Source organism: Stenotrophomonas sp. RG-453 (genome assembly GCF_033843685.1).
GTDB lineage: Bacteria > Pseudomonadota > Gammaproteobacteria > Xanthomonadales > Xanthomonadaceae > Stenotrophomonas > Stenotrophomonas bentonitica_A.
In genome coordinates this window covers 161,217-178,839 of sequence record NZ_JAMYED010000002.1, presented here as the reverse complement: position 1 = coordinate 178,839, position 17,623 = coordinate 161,217, and the positions used below count along the sequence as shown (strand labels likewise).

15 protein-coding genes are annotated in these 17,623 nt (G+C 66.3%); 10 read left to right on the top strand and 5 right to left on the bottom strand.

Going from position 1 to position 17,623, the window contains the following annotated elements; genetic code table 11:
- Position 1: 1 nt before the first annotated feature.
- The gene (gene tesB / locus NJD74_RS03355) at positions 2-910 is read right to left on the bottom strand and encodes an acyl-CoA thioesterase II (protein ID WP_026069994.1); all 909 of its coding nucleotides are present in this window, start codon (positions 908-910) and stop codon (positions 2-4) included.
- 192 nt (positions 911-1,102) lie between these two features.
- Positions 1,103-1,882: an enoyl-CoA hydratase/isomerase family protein gene (locus tag NJD74_RS03350; protein ID WP_070473418.1), complete on the bottom strand. Its 780-nt coding sequence runs from the start codon at positions 1,880-1,882 to the stop codon at positions 1,103-1,105.
- 34 nt (positions 1,883-1,916) lie between these two features.
- On the opposite strand from NJD74_RS03350, the gene NJD74_RS03345 reads away from it, so the two are divergent.
- The gene (locus tag NJD74_RS03345) at positions 1,917-2,366 is read left to right on the top strand and encodes a copper chaperone PCu(A)C (RefSeq protein WP_102789067.1); all 450 of its coding nucleotides are present in this window, start codon (positions 1,917-1,919) and stop codon (positions 2,364-2,366) included.
- 97 nt (positions 2,367-2,463) lie between these two features.
- Here the strand turns inward: NJD74_RS03345 and NJD74_RS03340 are convergent, their stop codons facing one another.
- Together NJD74_RS03340 and uvrA are read right to left on the bottom strand one after the other, a co-directional pair.
- A complete protein-coding gene (locus tag NJD74_RS03340) occupies positions 2,464-2,871 on the bottom strand; it encodes a thioesterase family protein (protein ID WP_088432134.1) in 408 nt (135 codons plus the stop codon).
- Positions 2,868-5,843 carry an excinuclease ABC subunit UvrA gene (uvrA, locus tag NJD74_RS03335; RefSeq protein WP_319623661.1) on the bottom strand — a complete coding sequence of 992 codons (2,976 nt, stop codon included), beginning with the start codon at positions 5,841-5,843 and terminating at the stop codon, positions 2,868-2,870. Before uvrA ends, NJD74_RS03340 begins: the two co-directional genes overlap by 4 nt.
- A gap of 295 nt (positions 5,844-6,138) precedes the next feature.
- Between uvrA and rplU the strand changes: the two genes are divergently transcribed.
- The 3 genes from rplU (at position 6,139) to obgE (ending at position 7,979) form a co-directional block, all read left to right on the top strand.
- Positions 6,139-6,456, top strand: coding sequence for a 50S ribosomal protein L21 (gene rplU / locus NJD74_RS03330; RefSeq protein ID WP_019184518.1), 318 nt, complete (start codon positions 6,139-6,141; stop codon positions 6,454-6,456).
- A gap of 15 nt (positions 6,457-6,471) precedes the next feature.
- Positions 6,472-6,732, top strand: a complete 261-nt coding sequence (rpmA, locus tag NJD74_RS03325; protein ID WP_019184517.1) for a 50S ribosomal protein L27 — start codon at positions 6,472-6,474, stop codon at positions 6,730-6,732.
- 194 nt (positions 6,733-6,926) lie between these two features.
- Positions 6,927-7,979, top strand: coding sequence for a GTPase ObgE (gene obgE / locus NJD74_RS03320; protein WP_046272194.1), 1,053 nt, complete (start codon positions 6,927-6,929; stop codon positions 7,977-7,979).
- A gap of 184 nt (positions 7,980-8,163) precedes the next feature.
- Here obgE and rpsT read toward each other — a convergent pair whose 3' ends face one another.
- Positions 8,164-8,433, bottom strand: a complete 270-nt coding sequence (gene rpsT, locus NJD74_RS03315; RefSeq protein WP_019184515.1) for a 30S ribosomal protein S20 — start codon at positions 8,431-8,433, stop codon at positions 8,164-8,166.
- Positions 8,434-8,549: 116 nt separating this feature from the next.
- Between rpsT and murJ the strand changes: the two genes are divergently transcribed.
- The 6 genes from murJ to NJD74_RS03285 all read left to right on the top strand — a co-directional run bounded on the left by murJ (position 8,550) and on the right by NJD74_RS03285 (position 17,615).
- Positions 8,550-10,154 (top strand): murein biosynthesis integral membrane protein MurJ, encoded by a 1,605-nt coding sequence (gene murJ / locus NJD74_RS03310; protein WP_319623809.1) that lies wholly within the window; start codon positions 8,550-8,552, stop codon positions 10,152-10,154.
- 75 nt (positions 10,155-10,229) lie between these two features.
- Entirely contained in the window at positions 10,230-11,177 is a 948-nt protein-coding gene (locus tag NJD74_RS03305; protein WP_019184513.1) for a bifunctional riboflavin kinase/FAD synthetase, read from the top strand.
- Complete coding sequence (gene ileS / locus NJD74_RS03300; protein ID WP_319623660.1) at positions 11,174-14,005, top strand: isoleucine--tRNA ligase; 2,832 nt, start codon at positions 11,174-11,176, stop codon at positions 14,003-14,005. Before NJD74_RS03305 ends, ileS begins: the two co-directional genes overlap by 4 nt.
- Positions 14,005-14,511 (top strand): signal peptidase II, encoded by a 507-nt coding sequence (lspA, locus tag NJD74_RS03295; RefSeq protein WP_019184511.1) that lies wholly within the window; start codon positions 14,005-14,007, stop codon positions 14,509-14,511. The genes ileS and lspA overlap by 1 nt, the downstream gene beginning before the upstream one ends.
- A gap of 53 nt (positions 14,512-14,564) precedes the next feature.
- Positions 14,565-15,515 (top strand): 4-hydroxy-3-methylbut-2-enyl diphosphate reductase, encoded by a 951-nt coding sequence (gene ispH, locus NJD74_RS03290; protein ID WP_319623659.1) that lies wholly within the window; start codon positions 14,565-14,567, stop codon positions 15,513-15,515.
- A gap of 219 nt (positions 15,516-15,734) precedes the next feature.
- On the top strand, positions 15,735-17,615 hold the full coding sequence (locus NJD74_RS03285) for a peptidase M61 (protein ID WP_319623658.1): 1,881 nt from the start codon (positions 15,735-15,737) through the stop codon (positions 17,613-17,615).
- Positions 17,616-17,623 lie beyond the last annotated feature (8 nt).

Below are 17,623 nucleotides of genomic sequence, written 5' to 3'. Positions count from 1 at the left end.
GTCAGTCCTTGGCCGGTACGGCGGCGGCCGCGGCACTGTCCTCGACCACCCGGATCAGGCCTTCCTGCGCGGTGCTGGCGACCAGGATGCCGTTGCGGGTGAAGAACTGGCCACGCGCCAGTCCGCGCGAATCCTGCGCGCTGGGGCTGTCGAGCGAGTACAGCAGCCAATCGTCGGCGCGGAACGGGCGGTGGAACCAGATCGCGTGGTCCAGCGAGGCCATCTGCACGTGCGGCTGGTAGTAGCTGATGCCGTGCGGGAAGGTCGCGGTGCCCAGCAGATGGAAATCCGAGGCGTAGGCGAGCAGCGCCTGGTGCAGCTCAGGGGCATCGCCAACGGTTTCGTTCAGGCGCAGCCACACCTGGTGGTACGGCGGACGCTTGGGCGGATTGAGTTCATCGCGCGGGTACACGTGGCGGAACTCGAACGGGCCGCCCCGCGAGAGCCAGCGCTGCACCTTGATCGGCAGGCGATCCAGGACCGCCTGCGGCAGCGGCTGGTTCGGCTCGATGTCTTCGGGCTGCGGCACTTCCGGCATCTTGTGCTGGTGCTCGGCGCCGGTCTCGGCCTGCTGGAACGAGGCCGCGCAGAAGAAGATCACCTTGCCGTGCTGGATCGCGGTGACCCGGCGCACGGAGAAGCTGCCGCCATCGCGGGTGCGGTCCACGTCATAGACGATGGGATGGTCGATGTTGCCCGCGCGCAGGAAGTAGGCGTGCAGCGAATGCACGTGGCGGCCGTTCTCGACGGTCTTCTGGGCGGCCGACAGCGCCTGGCCCAGCACCTGGCCGCCAAAGACGTACTTGGTGCCGATATCGCGGCTCTGGCCGCGGAACAGATTGTCTTCCAGGCGTTCGAGCGAGAGCAGGTCGATCAGCTCGGAAACGACGGGTTCGTGCGTGGCGGACAAGGGAAGCAACCTGGGGTGGGCGAACGCAAATTATAGGGTAGTGCCGGCCCATGGCCGGCAACCACGCACCACTTCGATCATTCATTGCCTGGTTGCCGGCCAGCGGCCGGCACTACCGGTGTACATGGCGTCGAGAAGCGCCGGCCAGTGGCCGGCACTACCGGTGTGCGCGGGTGCGTCAGCCGTGGTGGGTCATCCCTTGCCCAGCCTGGCCACCAGCCCCTGCAGCGCCTGCTGGGCGTCCGGGGCGTACCAGGCCTCGACGAAGCGGTCGAGCTGGATCAGATCGGCGTGCAGGGCCTCGTGCAGGTCGGCGCGGGCGATGGTGCGGGTCAGCAGCATCGGCTGCCGCGGCAGCTTGAGCAGGGCCTGCAGCCAGGCCACGGCGCGGGCCACGACCAGGTCGGCATCGACCACCTCATCGACCAGCCCGATCTCCAGCGCACGCTCGGCCGGCACCATCTCGCCGCCGACCAGCAGGGTGGTGGCCCGGTGATGCCCGACCACGCGGCGCATCAGGCGCTGGATCCCTTCCGGCGCAACCAGCCCGACCTGGACCTCGTTCAGGCCGATCACGGTGGGATGGGCGGCATCGGGGCTGCGCGCGATGATCCGGTAGTCGCAGCACAGGGCGAGCACGCAGCCACCGGCCGGGGCGTGCCCGGTCAGGGCGGCCACTACCGGTACGCGGCATTCGGCCAGCGTGCGCACTGCGCCGAAGAAGGCCTGCCAGCTGTCCAGCAGCTTGTGCTTGTCCTCGCCGTGGCTGAGCAGGTGCGGCACGTCCATGCCAGCGCTGAAGATGCGCTCGCTGCCCGAGAGCACGATGCCGTGCACGTCATCGGCCATGGCCTGGTTGATCGCCTGGATCAGGTGCCGGCACAGCTCGGTGTCCAACGCATTGACCGGGGGACGCGCCAGCCGCAGTTCGCGGATGGGGCCATGGTTGATCACCTCGATGAGCGTCGTCATGCTGCAGTCTCGTTGCGGACAGGGAACGAAGCCGATGATAACCAAACCATTCGTGTGCGTATTGTTGGGGGTGTGTGCGTTCGCAGCATCGGCGGTGGCCATGGCGGGGGAGCCCGCCTGCGTGTCGCTGCGCGATGGTTGGCTTCGCCTGCCTCCGGGCGCGATGCCGATGGCGGCCGGCTACGGCCAGATCCACAATGACTGTCGCGCCCCGGTGGTGGTGGTCGCTGCCGGCAGCAAAGCGTTCGGCGATGTGTCGCTGCACGAAACCACGCTGGTGGACGGGGTCAGCCGCATGCGCGCGGTGGAGCGCCTGCCCATCGCGGCGGGCGCGACGGTCGAGCTGAAACCCGGTGGCCTGCACCTGATGTTGATGCAGCCGGAGGTGGCGCTGAAAGCGGGGGCGCAGCTGCCGTTGCGGCTGAGCCTGGAAGACGGGCGCAAGGTGGATGGAACGTTGCAGGTGCGCAGCGCGGTACCGTAAACCTTCATGGGGCGTAGAACGGTAGTGCCGGCCGATGGCCGGCACTACCTTTCAGTTCGGCGCGGCGAAACCTGTCAGCTTGACGCGGCGGAACCCATCAGCTCGACGCGGTGCGGATCGCCTCGGGCAACGGCGCGCTCTTGCCGGTCTGCGTGTCCATCCAGACCACCACCACGTTGCCGTCCGAATACAGCGTGCTGTCGTTCTTCTCGTCCACGATGCGGTGGCCGATGGTCACGCTGCTGTTGCCGAGGCGCTCGACGAACAGCTCCACCACGATGTCGTTGGGCCACACGATCGGCAGGCGGTAGTTGACGTTGGTCGCCGCCACTACCGGTGCGATGCGGTCGGTCATCGAAACGCCCTCCACCCCCAGCATCCAGCGCACACGCGCTTCTTCCAGGTAGGAGATGTATTTGGCGTTGTTCACGTGGCCCATGCTGTCCATGTCGCGCCAGCGGACGCTGATCGGCACGCGGGCGAGGATCTTGTGCTCGTTGCTCATGCGGTCTTCTTCTTGCTCTTGCTGGGGGCTTTGGTTACTGCGGTCTTGCGCGCAGCCTTCTTCGGTTCCGGCTTGGCCTTGCGCGGCGGGCGGGCGTCGGGCTTGTTGGCCACGGCCGCCGGCTGTTCCGGGCGCGCGCTGGTGGACGGCAGCATCTTCGCCAGGAACTGGCCGGTGTACGAGGTCGGGCAGGCCGCCACGTCTTCCGGCGTACCGGTGACCAGGATGGTGCCACCGCGATGGCCGCCTTCCGGACCCAGATCGACGATCCAGTCGGCGGTCTTGATCACATCCAGGTTGTGCTCGATCACCACCACCGTGTTGCCTTCGTCGCGCAGCTTGTGCAGCACGCCGAGCAGCGCCTCGATATCGTGGAAGTGCAGGCCGGTGGTCGGCTCATCCAGGATGTACAGCGTGCGCCCGGTATCGCGGCGCGACAGTTCCTTGGAGAGCTTCACGCGCTGCGCTTCACCACCGGACAACGTCGTCGCACTCTGGCCCAGCTTGATGTAGCTCAGGCCCACGTCGACCAGCGTTTCCAGCTTGCGCGCAATGCTCGGCACCGGCTCGAACAGCTTCAGCGCATCTTCGACGGTCATCTGCAGCACGTCGTTGATGTTGTAGCCCTTGTAGAGAATCTCCAGCGTTTCGCGGTTGTAGCGCTTGCCATGGCAGACATCGCAGGGCACGTACACGTCCGGCAGGAAGTGCATTTCCACCTTGATCAGGCCATCGCCCTGGCACGCTTCACAGCGGCCGCCGCGCACGTTGAAGCTGAAACGCCCCGGCGAATAGCCGCGCGCACGTGCTTCGGGCACCTGCGCGTACAGCTCGCGCAGCGGCGTGAACAGACCGGTGTAGGTGGCCGGGTTCGAGCGCGGGGTGCGGCCGATCGGCGACTGGTCGATGTCCACCACCTTGTCGAACAGATCCAGCCCGTCCACTTCCTTGTAGGGAGCGATCGGGTGCGAGGAACCATTGATCTCGTTGGCCGCCAGCGAGAACAGGGTGTCGTTGATCAGGGTCGACTTGCCCGAGCCGGACACGCCGGTGATGCAGGTCAGCAGGCCGGACGGAATGTCCAGGTCCACGCCCTTGAGGTTGTTGCCGCTGGCGCCGCGCAGGTGCAGCGTCATCTTCGGGTTGGGCTTGTGCCGGCGCGCGGGGATCTCGATGGCGCGCTTGCCCGACAGGTACTGGCCGGTCAGCGAACGCGGTGCATCCAGGATGTCCTGCAGGGTGCCCTGGCCGACGATCTCGCCGCCATGCACGCCCGCGCCCGGACCGATATCCAGCACGTAGTCGGCCAGGCGGATCGCGTCTTCGTCATGCTCGACCACGATCACCGTATTACCCAGGTCGCGCAGGCGGGTGAGGGTGCCGAGCAGGCGTTCGTTGTCGCGCTGGTGCAGGCCGATGGACGGCTCATCCAGCACGTACATGACGCCGACCAAGCCGGCACCGATCTGCGAGGCCAGCCGGATGCGCTGGGCTTCGCCACCGGAGAGGGTGTCGGCCTTGCGCTCCAGGGTGAGGTAATCCAGCCCGACATCGACCAGGAAGCCGAGGCGTTCACCGATCTCCTTGACGATCTTGCCCGCGATCTCGCCGCGCCAGCCGGGCAGGGTCATGCCGCTGAAGAACTTCAGCGCGTCGTCGATCGGCATCACCACCAGTTCGGGCAGTGCACGGTCGGCCACGAACACGTTGCGCGCAGCCTTGTTCAGGCGCTGGCCGTTGCACTCGGGGCAGTTGCGTTCGCTGATGTACTTGGCCAGCTCTTCGCGCACCGCGGCCGATTCGGTTTCTTTGTAGCGGCGCTCGAGGTTGGGAATGATGCCCTCGAAGCGATGCTTGCGCTGGGTGCGGCCACCGGCTTCGGTGAAGTAGGTGAAGGTGATGGTTTCATCGCCGCTGCCGTACAGCACGGCCTGGCGCACATCCTCGGGCAGGCTCTGCCAGGGGGCGTCGGTGTCGAACTTGTAGTGCTTGGCCAGCGAGGCGATCAGCTGGAAGTAATACGCATTGCGGCGGTCCCAGCCGCGCACGGCACCGGCCGAGAGCGACAGCTCCGGGTGCACCACCACGCGCGAGGGATCGAAGAATTCGGCCATGCCCAAGCCATCGCAGCCCGGGCAGGCGCCGACCGGCGAGTTGAACGAGAACAGGCGCGGTTCCAGCTCCGGCAGCGAGTAATCGCAGACCGGGCAGCTGTACTTGGACGAGAACAGATGCGCAGGCGCATCCTCCACATCCAGCGACTGCACCGAGACCATGCCGTCGCCCAGCTTCAGCGCGGTTTCAAAGCTCTCGGCCAGGCGCTGCTTGATGTCCTCGCGCGGGCGGAAGCGGTCGATCACCGCTTCGATGGTGTGCTTCTGGCGCAGCGCCAGCGGCGGCACCGCATCGATTTCATGCAGCTGGCCATCCACGCGCACGCGCACATACCCCTGCGCGCGCAGCTGGTCGAAGAACTGGGCGTGCTCGCCCTTGCGCTCGCGGATCACCGGGGCCAGCAGCATGTAGCGCTGCTCGGCGTCAAGGGTGAGCACGTGGTCGACCATCTGGCTGACCGTCTGCGCCTCCAGCGGGTAGCCGTGGTCCGGGCAGCGCGGGCTGCCGACGCGTGCGTACAGCAGGCGCAGGTAGTCGTAGATCTCGGTGATCGTGCCGACGGTCGAGCGCGGGTTGTGCGAGGTCGACTTCTGCTCGATCGAGATCGCCGGGGACAGGCCCTCGATGTGGTCCAGGTCCGGCTTTTCCATCACGCTGAGGAACTGGCGGGCATAGGCCGACAGCGACTCGACGTAACGGCGCTGGCCTTCGGCGTAAATGGTGTCGAACGCCAACGAGGACTTGCCCGAGCCGGACAGGCCGGTGATGACAATGAGCTTGTCGCGGGGCAGGTCGAGATCGATGTTCTTGAGATTGTGCGTCCGCGCGCCGCGGATGCGGATGAAATCCATCGCCATGGGGGATCCGTTGTGGGGCTTCGGCTCAGCGAGCCGGCAAGCGGGTGGGGCAATCGGAAACGGCAATCGGTCAGCCTACCGAGCTTGGGATTTGGGGGCAATCGCGGACTTTGCCACCCCCATGTCTCATTCCCTGAGACCCCGCCAGCCGGTTTCCTGAACCGTATTCAGCCAAATCCGGGTCAGAGCAGGGGGTGGGTTGACCCGAAGTGGTTGAAGTCATTAAAATTCCGCTCCTGTCCGCCCTCGATGGCGGCAGTCCATAGACCACAATAACTACAGAGGAAGTCTGGTCATGTACGCAGTACTGGTAACCGGCGGTAAGCAATACCGCGTGGCGCAGGGCGAAACGCTCCGCGTTGAAAAGCTCGAAGTCGAAGTCGGCAACGAGATCAAGTTCGACAACATCCTGATGCTGGGCGACAGCGATGGCATCAAGCTGGGCGACGCGCTGAGCGGCGCTTCGGTCACCGCCAAGGTCGTGTCCCAGGGTCGTGCCGACAAGGTCCGGATCATCAAGTTCCGTCGCCGTAAGCACCACATGAAGCGCCAGGGTCACCGTCAGTACTACACCGAAATCGAGATCACCGGCATTGCCGGTGGCAGCAAGTAATAAGGAGAAGCAGTCATGGCACATAAGAAGGGCGTAGGCTCATCGCGCAACGGTCGCGACTCCAACCCGAAATACCTCGGCGTCAAGATCTTCGGTGGCCAGGCCATCGACGCCGGCAACATCATCGTGCGTCAGCGCGGCACCCAGTTCCACCCGGGTACCGGCGTTGGCCTCGGCCGTGACCACACCCTGTTCGCGCTCGTCGACGGCAAGGTGGAGTTCTCGGTCAAGGGCCCGAAGAAGCGTCGTACCGTCAGCGTCGTCGCCGAAGCCTGATCTTCAGCGGTACGCAGGCGCCCACGCCACGGCGTGGGGTCGCTGACGAAAGCCCCGCTTCGGCGGGGTTTTTCGTTGGTATCGAATATCGGGCGGGACATTTCCCGCCGCCGGCCCTGGATCGTACCGGGGCCGTTAGACTCTGCGGTGGGGTGCACCTCGCGCCCGCCGCCTCCAGATTGGCATCCAGAATCATGAAACTTGTAGACGAAGCAGAAATCCAGGTGATCGCCGGCAATGGCGGCAACGGCTGCATCGGTTTCCGTCGCGAGAAGTTCATTCCGCTGGGCGGGCCGGACGGTGGCGACGGCGGTAATGGCGGCAGCGTGTGGATCCGCGCCGACGAGAACCTCAACACCCTGGTCGACTTCCGCCATGACCGCATCTTCAAGGCGCAGCGCGGCGAGAACGGCATGGGCCGCCAGGCCTATGGCAAGGGCGGCGAAGACCTGGTCATCACCGTGCCGGTCGGCACTGTGATCATGAACGTCAGCACCGATGAGGTGATCGGCGACCTGACCGGTCACGGCGACCGCCTGCTGGTCGCCAAGGGCGGCCGTGGTGGCTTGGGCAACATGCACTTCAAGAGCTCCACCAACCGCTCCCCGCGCCAGGCGCTGCCGGGCGAAGAGGGTGAAGAGCGCCTGCTCAAGCTCGAGCTGAAGCTGCTGGCCGACGTGGGCCTGCTGGGCTTCCCGAACGCCGGCAAGAGCACGCTGATCCGCGCGGTCTCCGCCGCGACCCCGAAGGTCGCCGATTACCCGTTCACCACGCTGTACCCCAATCTGGGCGTCGTGCGCGTGGAGAACTACCGCAGCTTCGTGATCGCCGATATTCCCGGCCTGATCGAAGGCGCGGCCGATGGTGCCGGCCTGGGCGCGCAGTTCCTGCGCCACCTGCAGCGCACCCGCCTGCTGCTGCACCTCGTGGACATCTCCCCGATGGAAGGTGGCGTGGAAGGTGTCTCGCCGATCGAGCAGGTCCGGGCGATCGAGCGCGAGCTGGAAAAGCACGACCCGGAGCTGCTGAACAAGCCGCGCTGGCTGGTGCTGAACAAGGCCGACCTGATGTTCGAGGACGAGGCCAAGGCCGCCGCCGAGAAGATCATCGCCGAGCTGGGCTGGACCCAGCCGTGGTACCTGGTCTCGGCCCTGGGTCGTGAAGGCACCTGGCCGATCATGAACAACATCATGGCCTTCTTCGATCGCCAGAAGGAAGACGAGGCGCAAGCGCGCGATGCGTACTGAGCGCACCCGCGCGCCCCTGAGAAACCCGGCTCCGGCCGGGTTTTTCTGTGGTGCCGCCATCGCCGCCAGCCGCGCAGGACGTCTCAGATCGCAGGCAACAAAAAACCCGGCCGGGGCCGGGCTTTTCTCTGCGGCTGGATCGAAGCCACGCGTGGCGTGGCTCTACGACACCCGCAGCGCCGTATCAGGCGGCCTTGATGGCCTTGATGCGCGCGGTCAGGCGGCTCTTGTGGCGAGCAGCCTTGTTCTTGTGGATCAGACCACGCGAGCTGAAACGGTCGAGGATCGGCTGGGCAACAGCGAAGGCTGCCTCGGCGCCGGCGGCGTCATTGGCATCCAGAGCCTTGATCACCTTCTTGACAGCGGTGCGCAGCATCGAACGCTGAGCCGTATTGCGCGCGTTGCGCACGACGGTCTGCTTGGCGCGCTTCTTGGCGGACTTGATATTGGCCACAGTGGTGGTTTCCTGAAAAATCGGTGTAATGGGAACAGCAAGCTGGAAAGTATGATGGCTCGAAAAATGTACGTCAAGTCAATTGTCAAGAGGGAACACGGGTGAGTTCACCAAGGATGTTGCGGGGCCTGCTGTCTTTCAGCAGCATGACCATGATTTCGCGGGTGTTGGGGCTGGTTCGCGACCTGGTCATCACCACCACGTTCGGCACCAATGCGGTGACCGACGCCTTCTGGGTCGCCTTCCGGGTGCCCAATTTCCTGCGCCGCCTGTTCGCCGAGGGCTCGTTCGCCACCGCCTTCGTCCCGGTGTTCACGGAAGTGAAGGAAACCCGCTCCCACGCCGAACTGCGCGAGCTGATGTCGCGGGTGGCCGGCACCCTGGGCGGGGTCCTGCTGCTGGTCACCGCGCTGGCGCTGATCTTCGCGCCCCAGCTGGCGACCCTGTTCTCCAGCGGGGTGGATACCGACCCGGCCAAGCATGGCCTGCTGGTGGACCTGTTCCGGCTGACCTTCCCGTTCCTGCTGTTCGTCTCGCTGACCGCCCTGGCGGGCGGGGCGCTCAACAGCTTCCAGAAGTTCGCGATGCCGGCGCTGACCCCGGTCATCCTCAACCTGTGCATGATCGCCGGTGCGCTGTGGCTGGCCCCGCGGCTGGGTGGTACGCCGGAGAAGCAGATCCTGGCGCTGGGCTGGGCGGTGCTGGCGGCCGGGCTGCTGCAGCTGCTGTTCCAGCTGCCCTCGCTGAAAGGGATCAACCTGCTGACCCTGCCGCGTTGGGGCTGGCGGCATCCGGGCGTGCGCAAGGTGCTGACCCTGATGGTGCCGACCCTGTTCGGTTCTTCGATCGCGCAGATCAACCTGCTGCTCGATACCGTGATCGCCGCCAAGCTGACCGACGGCTCGCAGTCCTGGCTGTCGCTGGCCGATCGCTTCCTGGAGCTGCCGCTGGGCGTGTTCGGGGTGGCGCTGGGCACGGTGATCCTGCCGGCGCTGGCCCGCCACCATGTGAGCACCGACAAGGCCGGCTTCTCCAGCGCGCTGGACTGGGGCCTGCGCACGACCCTGCTGATCGCCGTTCCGGCCATGCTGGGCCTGCTGCTGCTGGCCGAGCCGCTGATCGCCACGGTCTTCCAGTACGGGCGTTTCACCGCCTTCGATACCCGGATGACCGCGCTGTCGGTGTACGGCCTGAGCTTCGCGCTGCCGGCGTTCGCGCTGCTCAAGGTGGTCCTGCCGGCCTTCTATGCCCGCCAGGACACCCGTACCCCGGTCCGCGCCGGCGTGGCCGCGTTGGTGGCCAACATGGTGTTCAACTTCATTCTGCTGGCCGTGCTGTACCAGGTGATGGTGCCCGACGCGCTCAAGGCGCAGGGCGTGTGGGTCGCGCTGGGCAAGCAGCCGGGCCTGCACCTGGCGCTGGGCATTGCCAGCGCGCTGTCCAGTTATCTGAACCTGGGCCTGCTCTGGTACTGGCTGGGCAAGACCGATGTGTATCAGCCCAAGCCGGGCTGGGGCGGCTATGTCACCAAGCTGGGGCTGGCCTGCGTGGCCATGGTGGCGGTGCTGCTGGCCCTGCGTTACGGGATGGCGGACTTCACCGGCATGGACAAATGGCACCGGATCGGCAACCTCGCGCTGCTGGTCGGCGGCGGTGGCCTGACCTACCTGGTGGCCCTGATCGCGCTGGGCTTCCGCCCGCGCCACCTGCGGGAGCATTGATCCGGGGGCAGCCCGGCTATACTTCATGGCTATCTCTTGCAAAGCATCGGCCCTGGTGGGCCGCATTCCACGTAGATGAGCAGGCTGTTTAGAAGCGTCGAAGGCGGGCAGTTGTTCCCGCACGGAAGCGTGGTCTGCATCGGCGCATTCGACGGCCTGCACCTGGGTCATCGTGCGTTGGTGCGCCACGCCGTTTCGCGCGCGCGCGCATTGGGCGTGGCCGCCGTGGCAGTGGCCTTCGAGCCGCTGCCGCGCGAGTACTTCGCCCAGGGCGAGCCGCCGCCGCGGTTGACCCTGGCCCGCGACAAGGTCGCGATGCTGCGCGAGCTCGGCGTGGACGCGATCGGCCTGCTGCGCTTCGACGCGCGCATGGCCGCGATGCAGGCCGAGGATTTCGTCGAGCAGCTGCTGGTGCACCGGCTGAGCGCGCGCGAGGTGTGGATCGGGCCGGAGTTCTGCTTCGGCAACCGCCGCCGCGGCGATCTGGCCCTGCTGCAGGCGATGGGCCGCGAGCGTGGCTTCAGTGCCGACGAGATCGAGCCGGTGGATCTGCACGGTGAGCGCATCTCCAGCACCCGCATCCGCCAGTTGCTGCGCGCCGGTGATTTCAGCCACGCCGGCGATCTGCTGGGCAGGCCGTATACGATTGGGGGCAGGGTAGTGCGCGGCCGCCAGTTGGGCCGTACGCTGGGGTTCCCGACCGCCAACCTGCGTTTCCCGAAGACGCCGGCGCTGTCGGGGATCTATGCCACCTGGGTCCACGGCGTGTTCGACCAGCCGTGGCCCTCGGTCTCCAGCTTCGGGACGCGTCCCACCGTGGATGGCGTGGAGCCGCTGCTGGAGGCGCACCTGTTTGATTTCCAGGGTGACCTGTACGGTCGCCACATCGATGTCGAATTCGTCGCGAAGTTGCGCGACGAAGAAAAGTTCCACGATCTGGCCGCGTTGACCGACCAGATGCACCGTGACGCCGAACAGGCCCGTCACATCCTTTCCGAACACAGATTGCGAGCCACTGCGTGAGCCAGGACTACAAAGCCACCCTTCATCTGCCGGCAACCGAATTCCCGATGCGCGGCGACCTGCCCAAGCGCGAGCCGGGCATTCTGTCGCGCTGGGAGGACGAGGGCCTTTACGCCCGCCTCCGCGACAACGCGCAGGGCCGCCCGCTGTTCGTGCTGCACGACGGCCCGCCCTACGCCAATGGCCAGATCCACCTGGGCCACGCGGTCAACAAGATCCTCAAGGACATCATCGTCAAGTCGCGCTACCTGGCCGGCTTCGATGCGCCCTACGTGCCGGGCTGGGATTGCCACGGCCTGCCGATCGAGATCGCGGTCGAGAAGAAGTGGGGCAAGGTCGGCGTCAAGCTTGATGCGGTCGCGTTCCGCCAGAAGTGCCGCGAGTTCGCCGAAGAGCAGATCGAACTCCAGCGCCGCGACTTCAAGCGCCTGGGCGTGATCGGCGATTGGGACAACCCGTACAAGACGCTGAGCTTCGATTTCGAAGCCAACGAGATCCGCGCGCTCTCCAAGGTGTTCGCCAACGGTCACATCGTGCGCGGCGCCAAGCCGGTGCACTGGTGCTTCGACTGTGGCTCGGCGCTGGCCGAGGCCGAGATCGAATACCAGGACAAGACCTCGCCGGCGATCGACGTGGCCTACGTGTCGCGTGATTCGCAGCAGCTGGCCGCGCGCTTCGGCGTGACGCTGCCGGCCGATGTCGAGGTCGCGGTGCCGATCTGGACCACCACCCCGTGGACGCTGCCGGCCTCGCTGGCGGTGTCCCTCGGTGCGGAGATCGAGTATGTGCTGGCCGAAGGCCCGGCCCACCACGGCAAGCGCCGTTGGCTGGTGCTGGCCGCCGCGCTGGCCGAGCGTTCGCTGCAGCGCTATGGCGTGGACGGCCTGGTCGTGCACGGCCGTGCCACCGGCGCCGCGCTGGAAAACCTGCTGCTGGCCCATCCGTTCTATCCGCAGCGCGACATCCCGCTGCTCAACGGCGAGCACGTCTCCGACGAAGACGGTACCGGTGCGGTGCATACCGCCCCGGGTCATGGCCAGGAAGACTTCGTGGTCAGCCAGCAGTACGGGCTGATGGACAAGTACAACGCCGGCCAGATCAATCCGGTCGACGGCCGCGGCGTGTACCTGTCCTCGACCCCGCCGGCCGGCGATGTCGAGCTGGCCGGCGTGCACCTGTGGAAGGCGCAGCCGCTGATCGTCGATGTGCTGCGTGCCTCCGGTGCGCTGCTTGCGTATGTCGAGATCGTGCACAGCTACCCGCACTGCTGGCGCCACAAGACGCCGGTCGTGTTCCGTGCCACCCCGCAGTGGTTCATCTCGATGGACAAGGCCAACCTGCGCAGCGATGCGATGGCCGCGATCGACAACGTCGGCTGGTTCCCGAGCTGGGGCAAGGCGCGCATCGGCTCGATGGTCGATGGCCGTCCGGACTGGTGCATCAGCCGCCAGCGCACTTGGGGTGTGCCGATCGCGCTGTTCACCCATCGTGAAACCGGTGAGCCGCACCCGCGTACCGTCGAGCTGATGCAGCAGGTCGCCGACTGCGTGCAGGCCGCAGGCATCGACGTGTGGTACTCCCTGGACAGCGCCGAGCTGCTGGGCGATGAAGCGCCGCAGTACGAGAAGGTCACCGACATCCTCGATGTCTGGTTCGACTCGGGCGTGACCCATGAAGGCGTGCTGCTGGCGCGTGGCTTCGGCAAGCCGGCCGATCTGTACCTGGAAGGCTCGGACCAGCACCGCGGCTGGTTCCAGTCCTCGCTGCTGACCGGCGTGGCCATCGACAAACAGGCCCCGTACAAGCAGTGCCTCACCCACGGCTTCACCGTGGATGAGAAGGGCCGCAAGATGTCCAAGTCACTGGGCAACGGCATCGAGCCGCAGGACATCATGAAGACCCTGGGCGCGGACATCCTGCGCCTGTGGATCGCCTCGGCCGACTACAGCAATGAAATGTCGCTGTCGCAGGAAATCCTCAAGCGAAACGCGGATGCCTACCGGCGCCTGCGCAACACCGCGCGCTTCCTGCTCGGCAACCTGGACGGCTTCGACCCGGCCCAGCATCGGGTGGCCCCGGCCGACATGGTCGCGCTGGACCGCTGGATCGTGCATCGCGCCTTCGAGGTGCAGGAGAAGATCAAGGCGGCGTACACCGGCTACAACATGGCCGAGATCGTGCAGCTGCTGCTGAACTTCTGCAGCGTGGATCTGGGCTCGGTGTATCTGGATGTCACGAAGGACCGCCTGTACACCATGCCGGTGGACTCGCGCGGCCGCCGCTCGGCGCAGACCGCGATGTACCACATCGCCGAAGCGTTCACGCGCTGGATCGCGCCGATCCTGAGCTTCACCGCCGATGAGCTGTGGGGGTACCTGCCGGGCGAGCGCAAGGAGAACGTGCTGTTCGCCACGTGGTACGAGGGCCTGGCCCCGTTGCCGGCCGACGCACCGCTCAACGCGGCCGATTTCGACCAGCTGCTGGCCCTGCGCGAGCAGGTCGCCAAGGTGCTTGAGCCGATGCGCGCCAATGGTGCGATCGGTGCGGCGCTGGAAGCGGAGATCACCGTCGCCGCCGATGCCGAGACCGCCGCGCGCTGGCAGCCGCTGGCCGAGGAGCTGCGCTTCCTGCTGATCAGCGGTGACGTGCAGGTGCGCCCGGCGACCACCGACGAGGTGTTCGTCAGCGCCCAGCCGACCGGCAAGCAGAAGTGCGTGCGCTGCTGGCATTACCGCGCCGATGTCTGCTCGGTCGCTGCGCACCCGGAACTGTGTGGCCGCTGCGTGACCAACATCGATGGGGCCGGCGAAGACCGGCGGTGGTTCTGATGGCCGCCGCCCGTCCGCGTCCGAACGCGCTGATCTGGCTGCTGCTCTCGGCGGCGATCATCATCGCCGACCAGTGGAGCAAGGCCTGGGTGCTGTCCAGCCTGCCCGAGTACGAGCCGGTGGTGGTCATCGAGGGCTTCTGGAACTGGTTCCGCACCTATAACACCGGTGCGGCATTCAGCTTCCTGAGCGATGCCGGTGGCTGGCAGCTGTGGTTCTTCACCGCACTGGCAGTGGGCATCAGCGGCCTGATGGCCTACTGGATGTGGGGCACCGCTCGCGGCGCCTGGCGCAGCGCCGTGCCTTACGCGCTGGTGATCGGCGGGGCGATCGGCAACGTGATCGACCGCCTCATGCACGGTCACGTGGTCGATTTCATCCAGTGGCATATCGGGGACCATTACTGGCCCTCGTTCAATATCGCTGATTCGGCGATCGTGCTCGGCGCGGTGGGTATCGCCCTGTTCGGCCTGTTCGACGGCAAGGCTGCCAAAAAAGCGGGATAATTCCCTCCTGTATCCGTAACAACCCGGCTCACGCCGGCCGGAGTATCTGACCGATGGATGTGTTGCTCGCCAATCCGCGTGGTTTCTGTGCCGGTGTCGATCGTGCGATCGAGATCGTCAAGCGCGCGATCGAGACCCTGGGTGCGCCGATCTACGTGCGCCACGAGGTCGTGCACAACCGGTTCGTGGTCGATGACCTCAAGGCCCGCGGCGCGATCTTCGTCGAGGAGCTCGACGAAGTGCCGGACGACAACACGGTGATCTTCAGTGCCCACGGCGTTTCCCAGGCCGTGCGCCAGGAAGCCGACCGACGTGGCCTGAAGGTGTTCGACGCGACCTGCCCGCTGGTCACCAAGGTGCACCTGGAAGTGGCCCGCCACTGTCGCGCCGGCCGCGACGTGGTGCTGATCGGCCACGCCGGGCACCCGGAAGTCGAAGGCACGATGGGGCAGTGGAGCCGCGAACGCGGCACCGGCCAGATCTACCTGGTGGAAGACGTGGAGGACGTCGCCACGCTGGTCATCGACCAGCCGGAGAACTTCGCCTACACCACCCAGACCACGCTGTCGGTGGATGACACCCGCGGGATCATCGACGCCCTGCGCACCCGCTTCCCGGCGATGCAGGGCCCGAAGAACGACGACATCTGCTACGCCACGCAGAACCGCCAGGACGCCGTGCGCGACCTGGCCAAGCGTTGCGACCTGGTCCTGGTGGTCGGCTCGCCGAACAGCTCCAACTCCAACCGCCTGAGTGAACTGGCGCGCCGTGATGGCGTGGAGTCCTACCTGATCGACGGTGCCGACGAGATCGACCCGGCGTGGGTGGCCGGCAAGAAGCACATCGGCCTGACCGCGGGCGCCTCGGCACCGCAGGTCCTGGTGGATGGTGTGATCGCGCGCCTGAAGGAGCTCGGCGCTACCGGCGTCGGCGAACTGGAGGGCGAGCCCGAATCGATGGTGTTCGCGCTGCCGAAGGAACTGCGCCTGCGGCTGGTCGACTGACCGCGCAGCATTCCGCCACGCATGCCGTGGCGCTGCCCGGTAGTGCCGGCCGCTGGCCGGCAGCGCACCCCGGTTGGTCCTGATCCCGTCCGGCAGACAGAACGTCACTGCGCGCCGCTGTGCCAATCATGGCCGCAACGCGACGCATGACCTTTGGCCATGGGGCAGGGCGCAGGCGGAGGGCTAGGATCAAGAGCTTCCCCCGCTGGAGCCTGCCTGATGAAGATGCGTGCCATTGCCCTGTCCGTGTTGCTGGCCGTGTCCGCCACCGGCGTACAGGCGCAGACACCGCCGCCGCAGGATGTGGCCTTCCCCGGCCTGCTGCGCATCGACGTGGACGCACGTGACATCGGCCGACGGATCTTCAAGGTCAAGGCCACGGTGCCGGCCAGACCCGGCCCACTGACCCTGCTGTACCCGCAGTGGTTGCCCGGGGCACATTCACCGAGTGGCCCGATCGACAAGCTCGCCGGCCTGGTCGTCACCGCCAACGGCAAGCCACTGCGGTGGACGCGTGATCAGTACGACGTCTATGCCTTCACCGTGGAGGTCCCGCAGGGCGCCAGCGAAGTGGTGGCCGAGTTCAAGTTCCTCTCTTCGCAGGGCAGCCAGGGCCGCGTGGTGATGACCCCGGACATGCTCAATCTGCAGTGGAATGCCAATTCGCTGTATCCGGCCGGGGTGATCACCCGCAACATCCAGGCGCAGGCCACCGTCACGCTGCCGCCGGGCTGGTCATATGCCACCGCGCTGGATACCGAGCGCCGCGAGGGTGACACGGTGGTGTTCAAGCCGATCAGCTACGACCACCTGGTCGACTCGCCGCTGTTCGCCGGGCGCCACTTCCAGCGCTTCGACCTGGACCCCGGCGCGAAGGTGCCGGTGCACCTGAACGTCTTCGCCGATGAGGCCAGATCGCTGGCCGCCAAGCCCGAGCAGATCCAGGCGCACCGCGCGCTGGTGCAGCAGATGTACAAGCTCTACGGCGCACGCCACTTCGACCGCTACGAGTTCCTGCTTGCGCTGACCGACAAGCTCGGTGGCATCGGCCTGGAGCACCAGCGCTCCAGCGAGAACAGCGGTGACACGGGTTACTTCACCGAGTGGGACAAGACCTGGCTGGGCCGCGATCTGCTGCCGCACGAGTTCAACCACTCCTGGAACGGCAAGTACCGTCGTGGCGCCGATCTGACCACCGCCAACTTCAACGTGCCCATGGGCGACAGCCTGCTGTGGTTGTATGAAGGCCAGACCCAGTTCTGGGGCCAGGTGCTGGCCGCGCGTTCCGGGCTGTGGAGCCAGCAGCAGACCCGTGACGTGCTGGCCAATGTGGCGGGCACCTACGATCGTGGTCGCCCGGGCCTGGCCTGGCGCAACCTGCAGGACACCACCAACGATCCGACCATCGCCCAGCGCCGCGCATTGGCCTTCCGCAACTACCAGATGAGCGAGGACTACTACTCCGGAGGCCAGATGGTCTGGCTGGAGGTGGAGGGCAAGCTGCGCGCGCTGACGGGTAACAAGCGCGGGCTGGACGACTTCGCCAAGGCGTTCTTCGGCATGAACGACGGCGACTGGAATGTAAATCCCTACACCTTCGACGAGGTGGTGAGCACGCTCAACGGCGTGGCGCCGTTCGACTGGGCCAGCTTCCTGCGCGAGCGCCTGGACGGGCATGGTCCGCTCACCGGGGGCCTGGAAGCGGCTGGCTGGAAACTGGTGTACACCGATACACCGAACGAGGCGTTCAAGGCACAGGAAACCCGCGGCAAGAACAGCAACCTGCTCTACTCCATCGGAATGTCGGTCAGCGAATCCGGCTACATCGGCGATGTGCTGTGGGACAGCCCGGCCTTCAATGCCGGCCTGACCCCCGGCATGAGCGTGGTCGCGCTCAATGGCCGCGTGTTCAAGGCTGAGCAGTTGAAGGAGGCGATCACCGCGGCCAGGACCGACAAGGCACCGCTGACGCTGCTGGTGAAAAACGTCGATCGCATCGACACGGTGACGCTGGATTACCACGACGGGCTGAAGTACCCGGCGCTGGAGCGCATCGCCGGCAAGCCGGATCGGTTGGCGGAATTGTGGAAGGCGCGCTGATCCCGCGC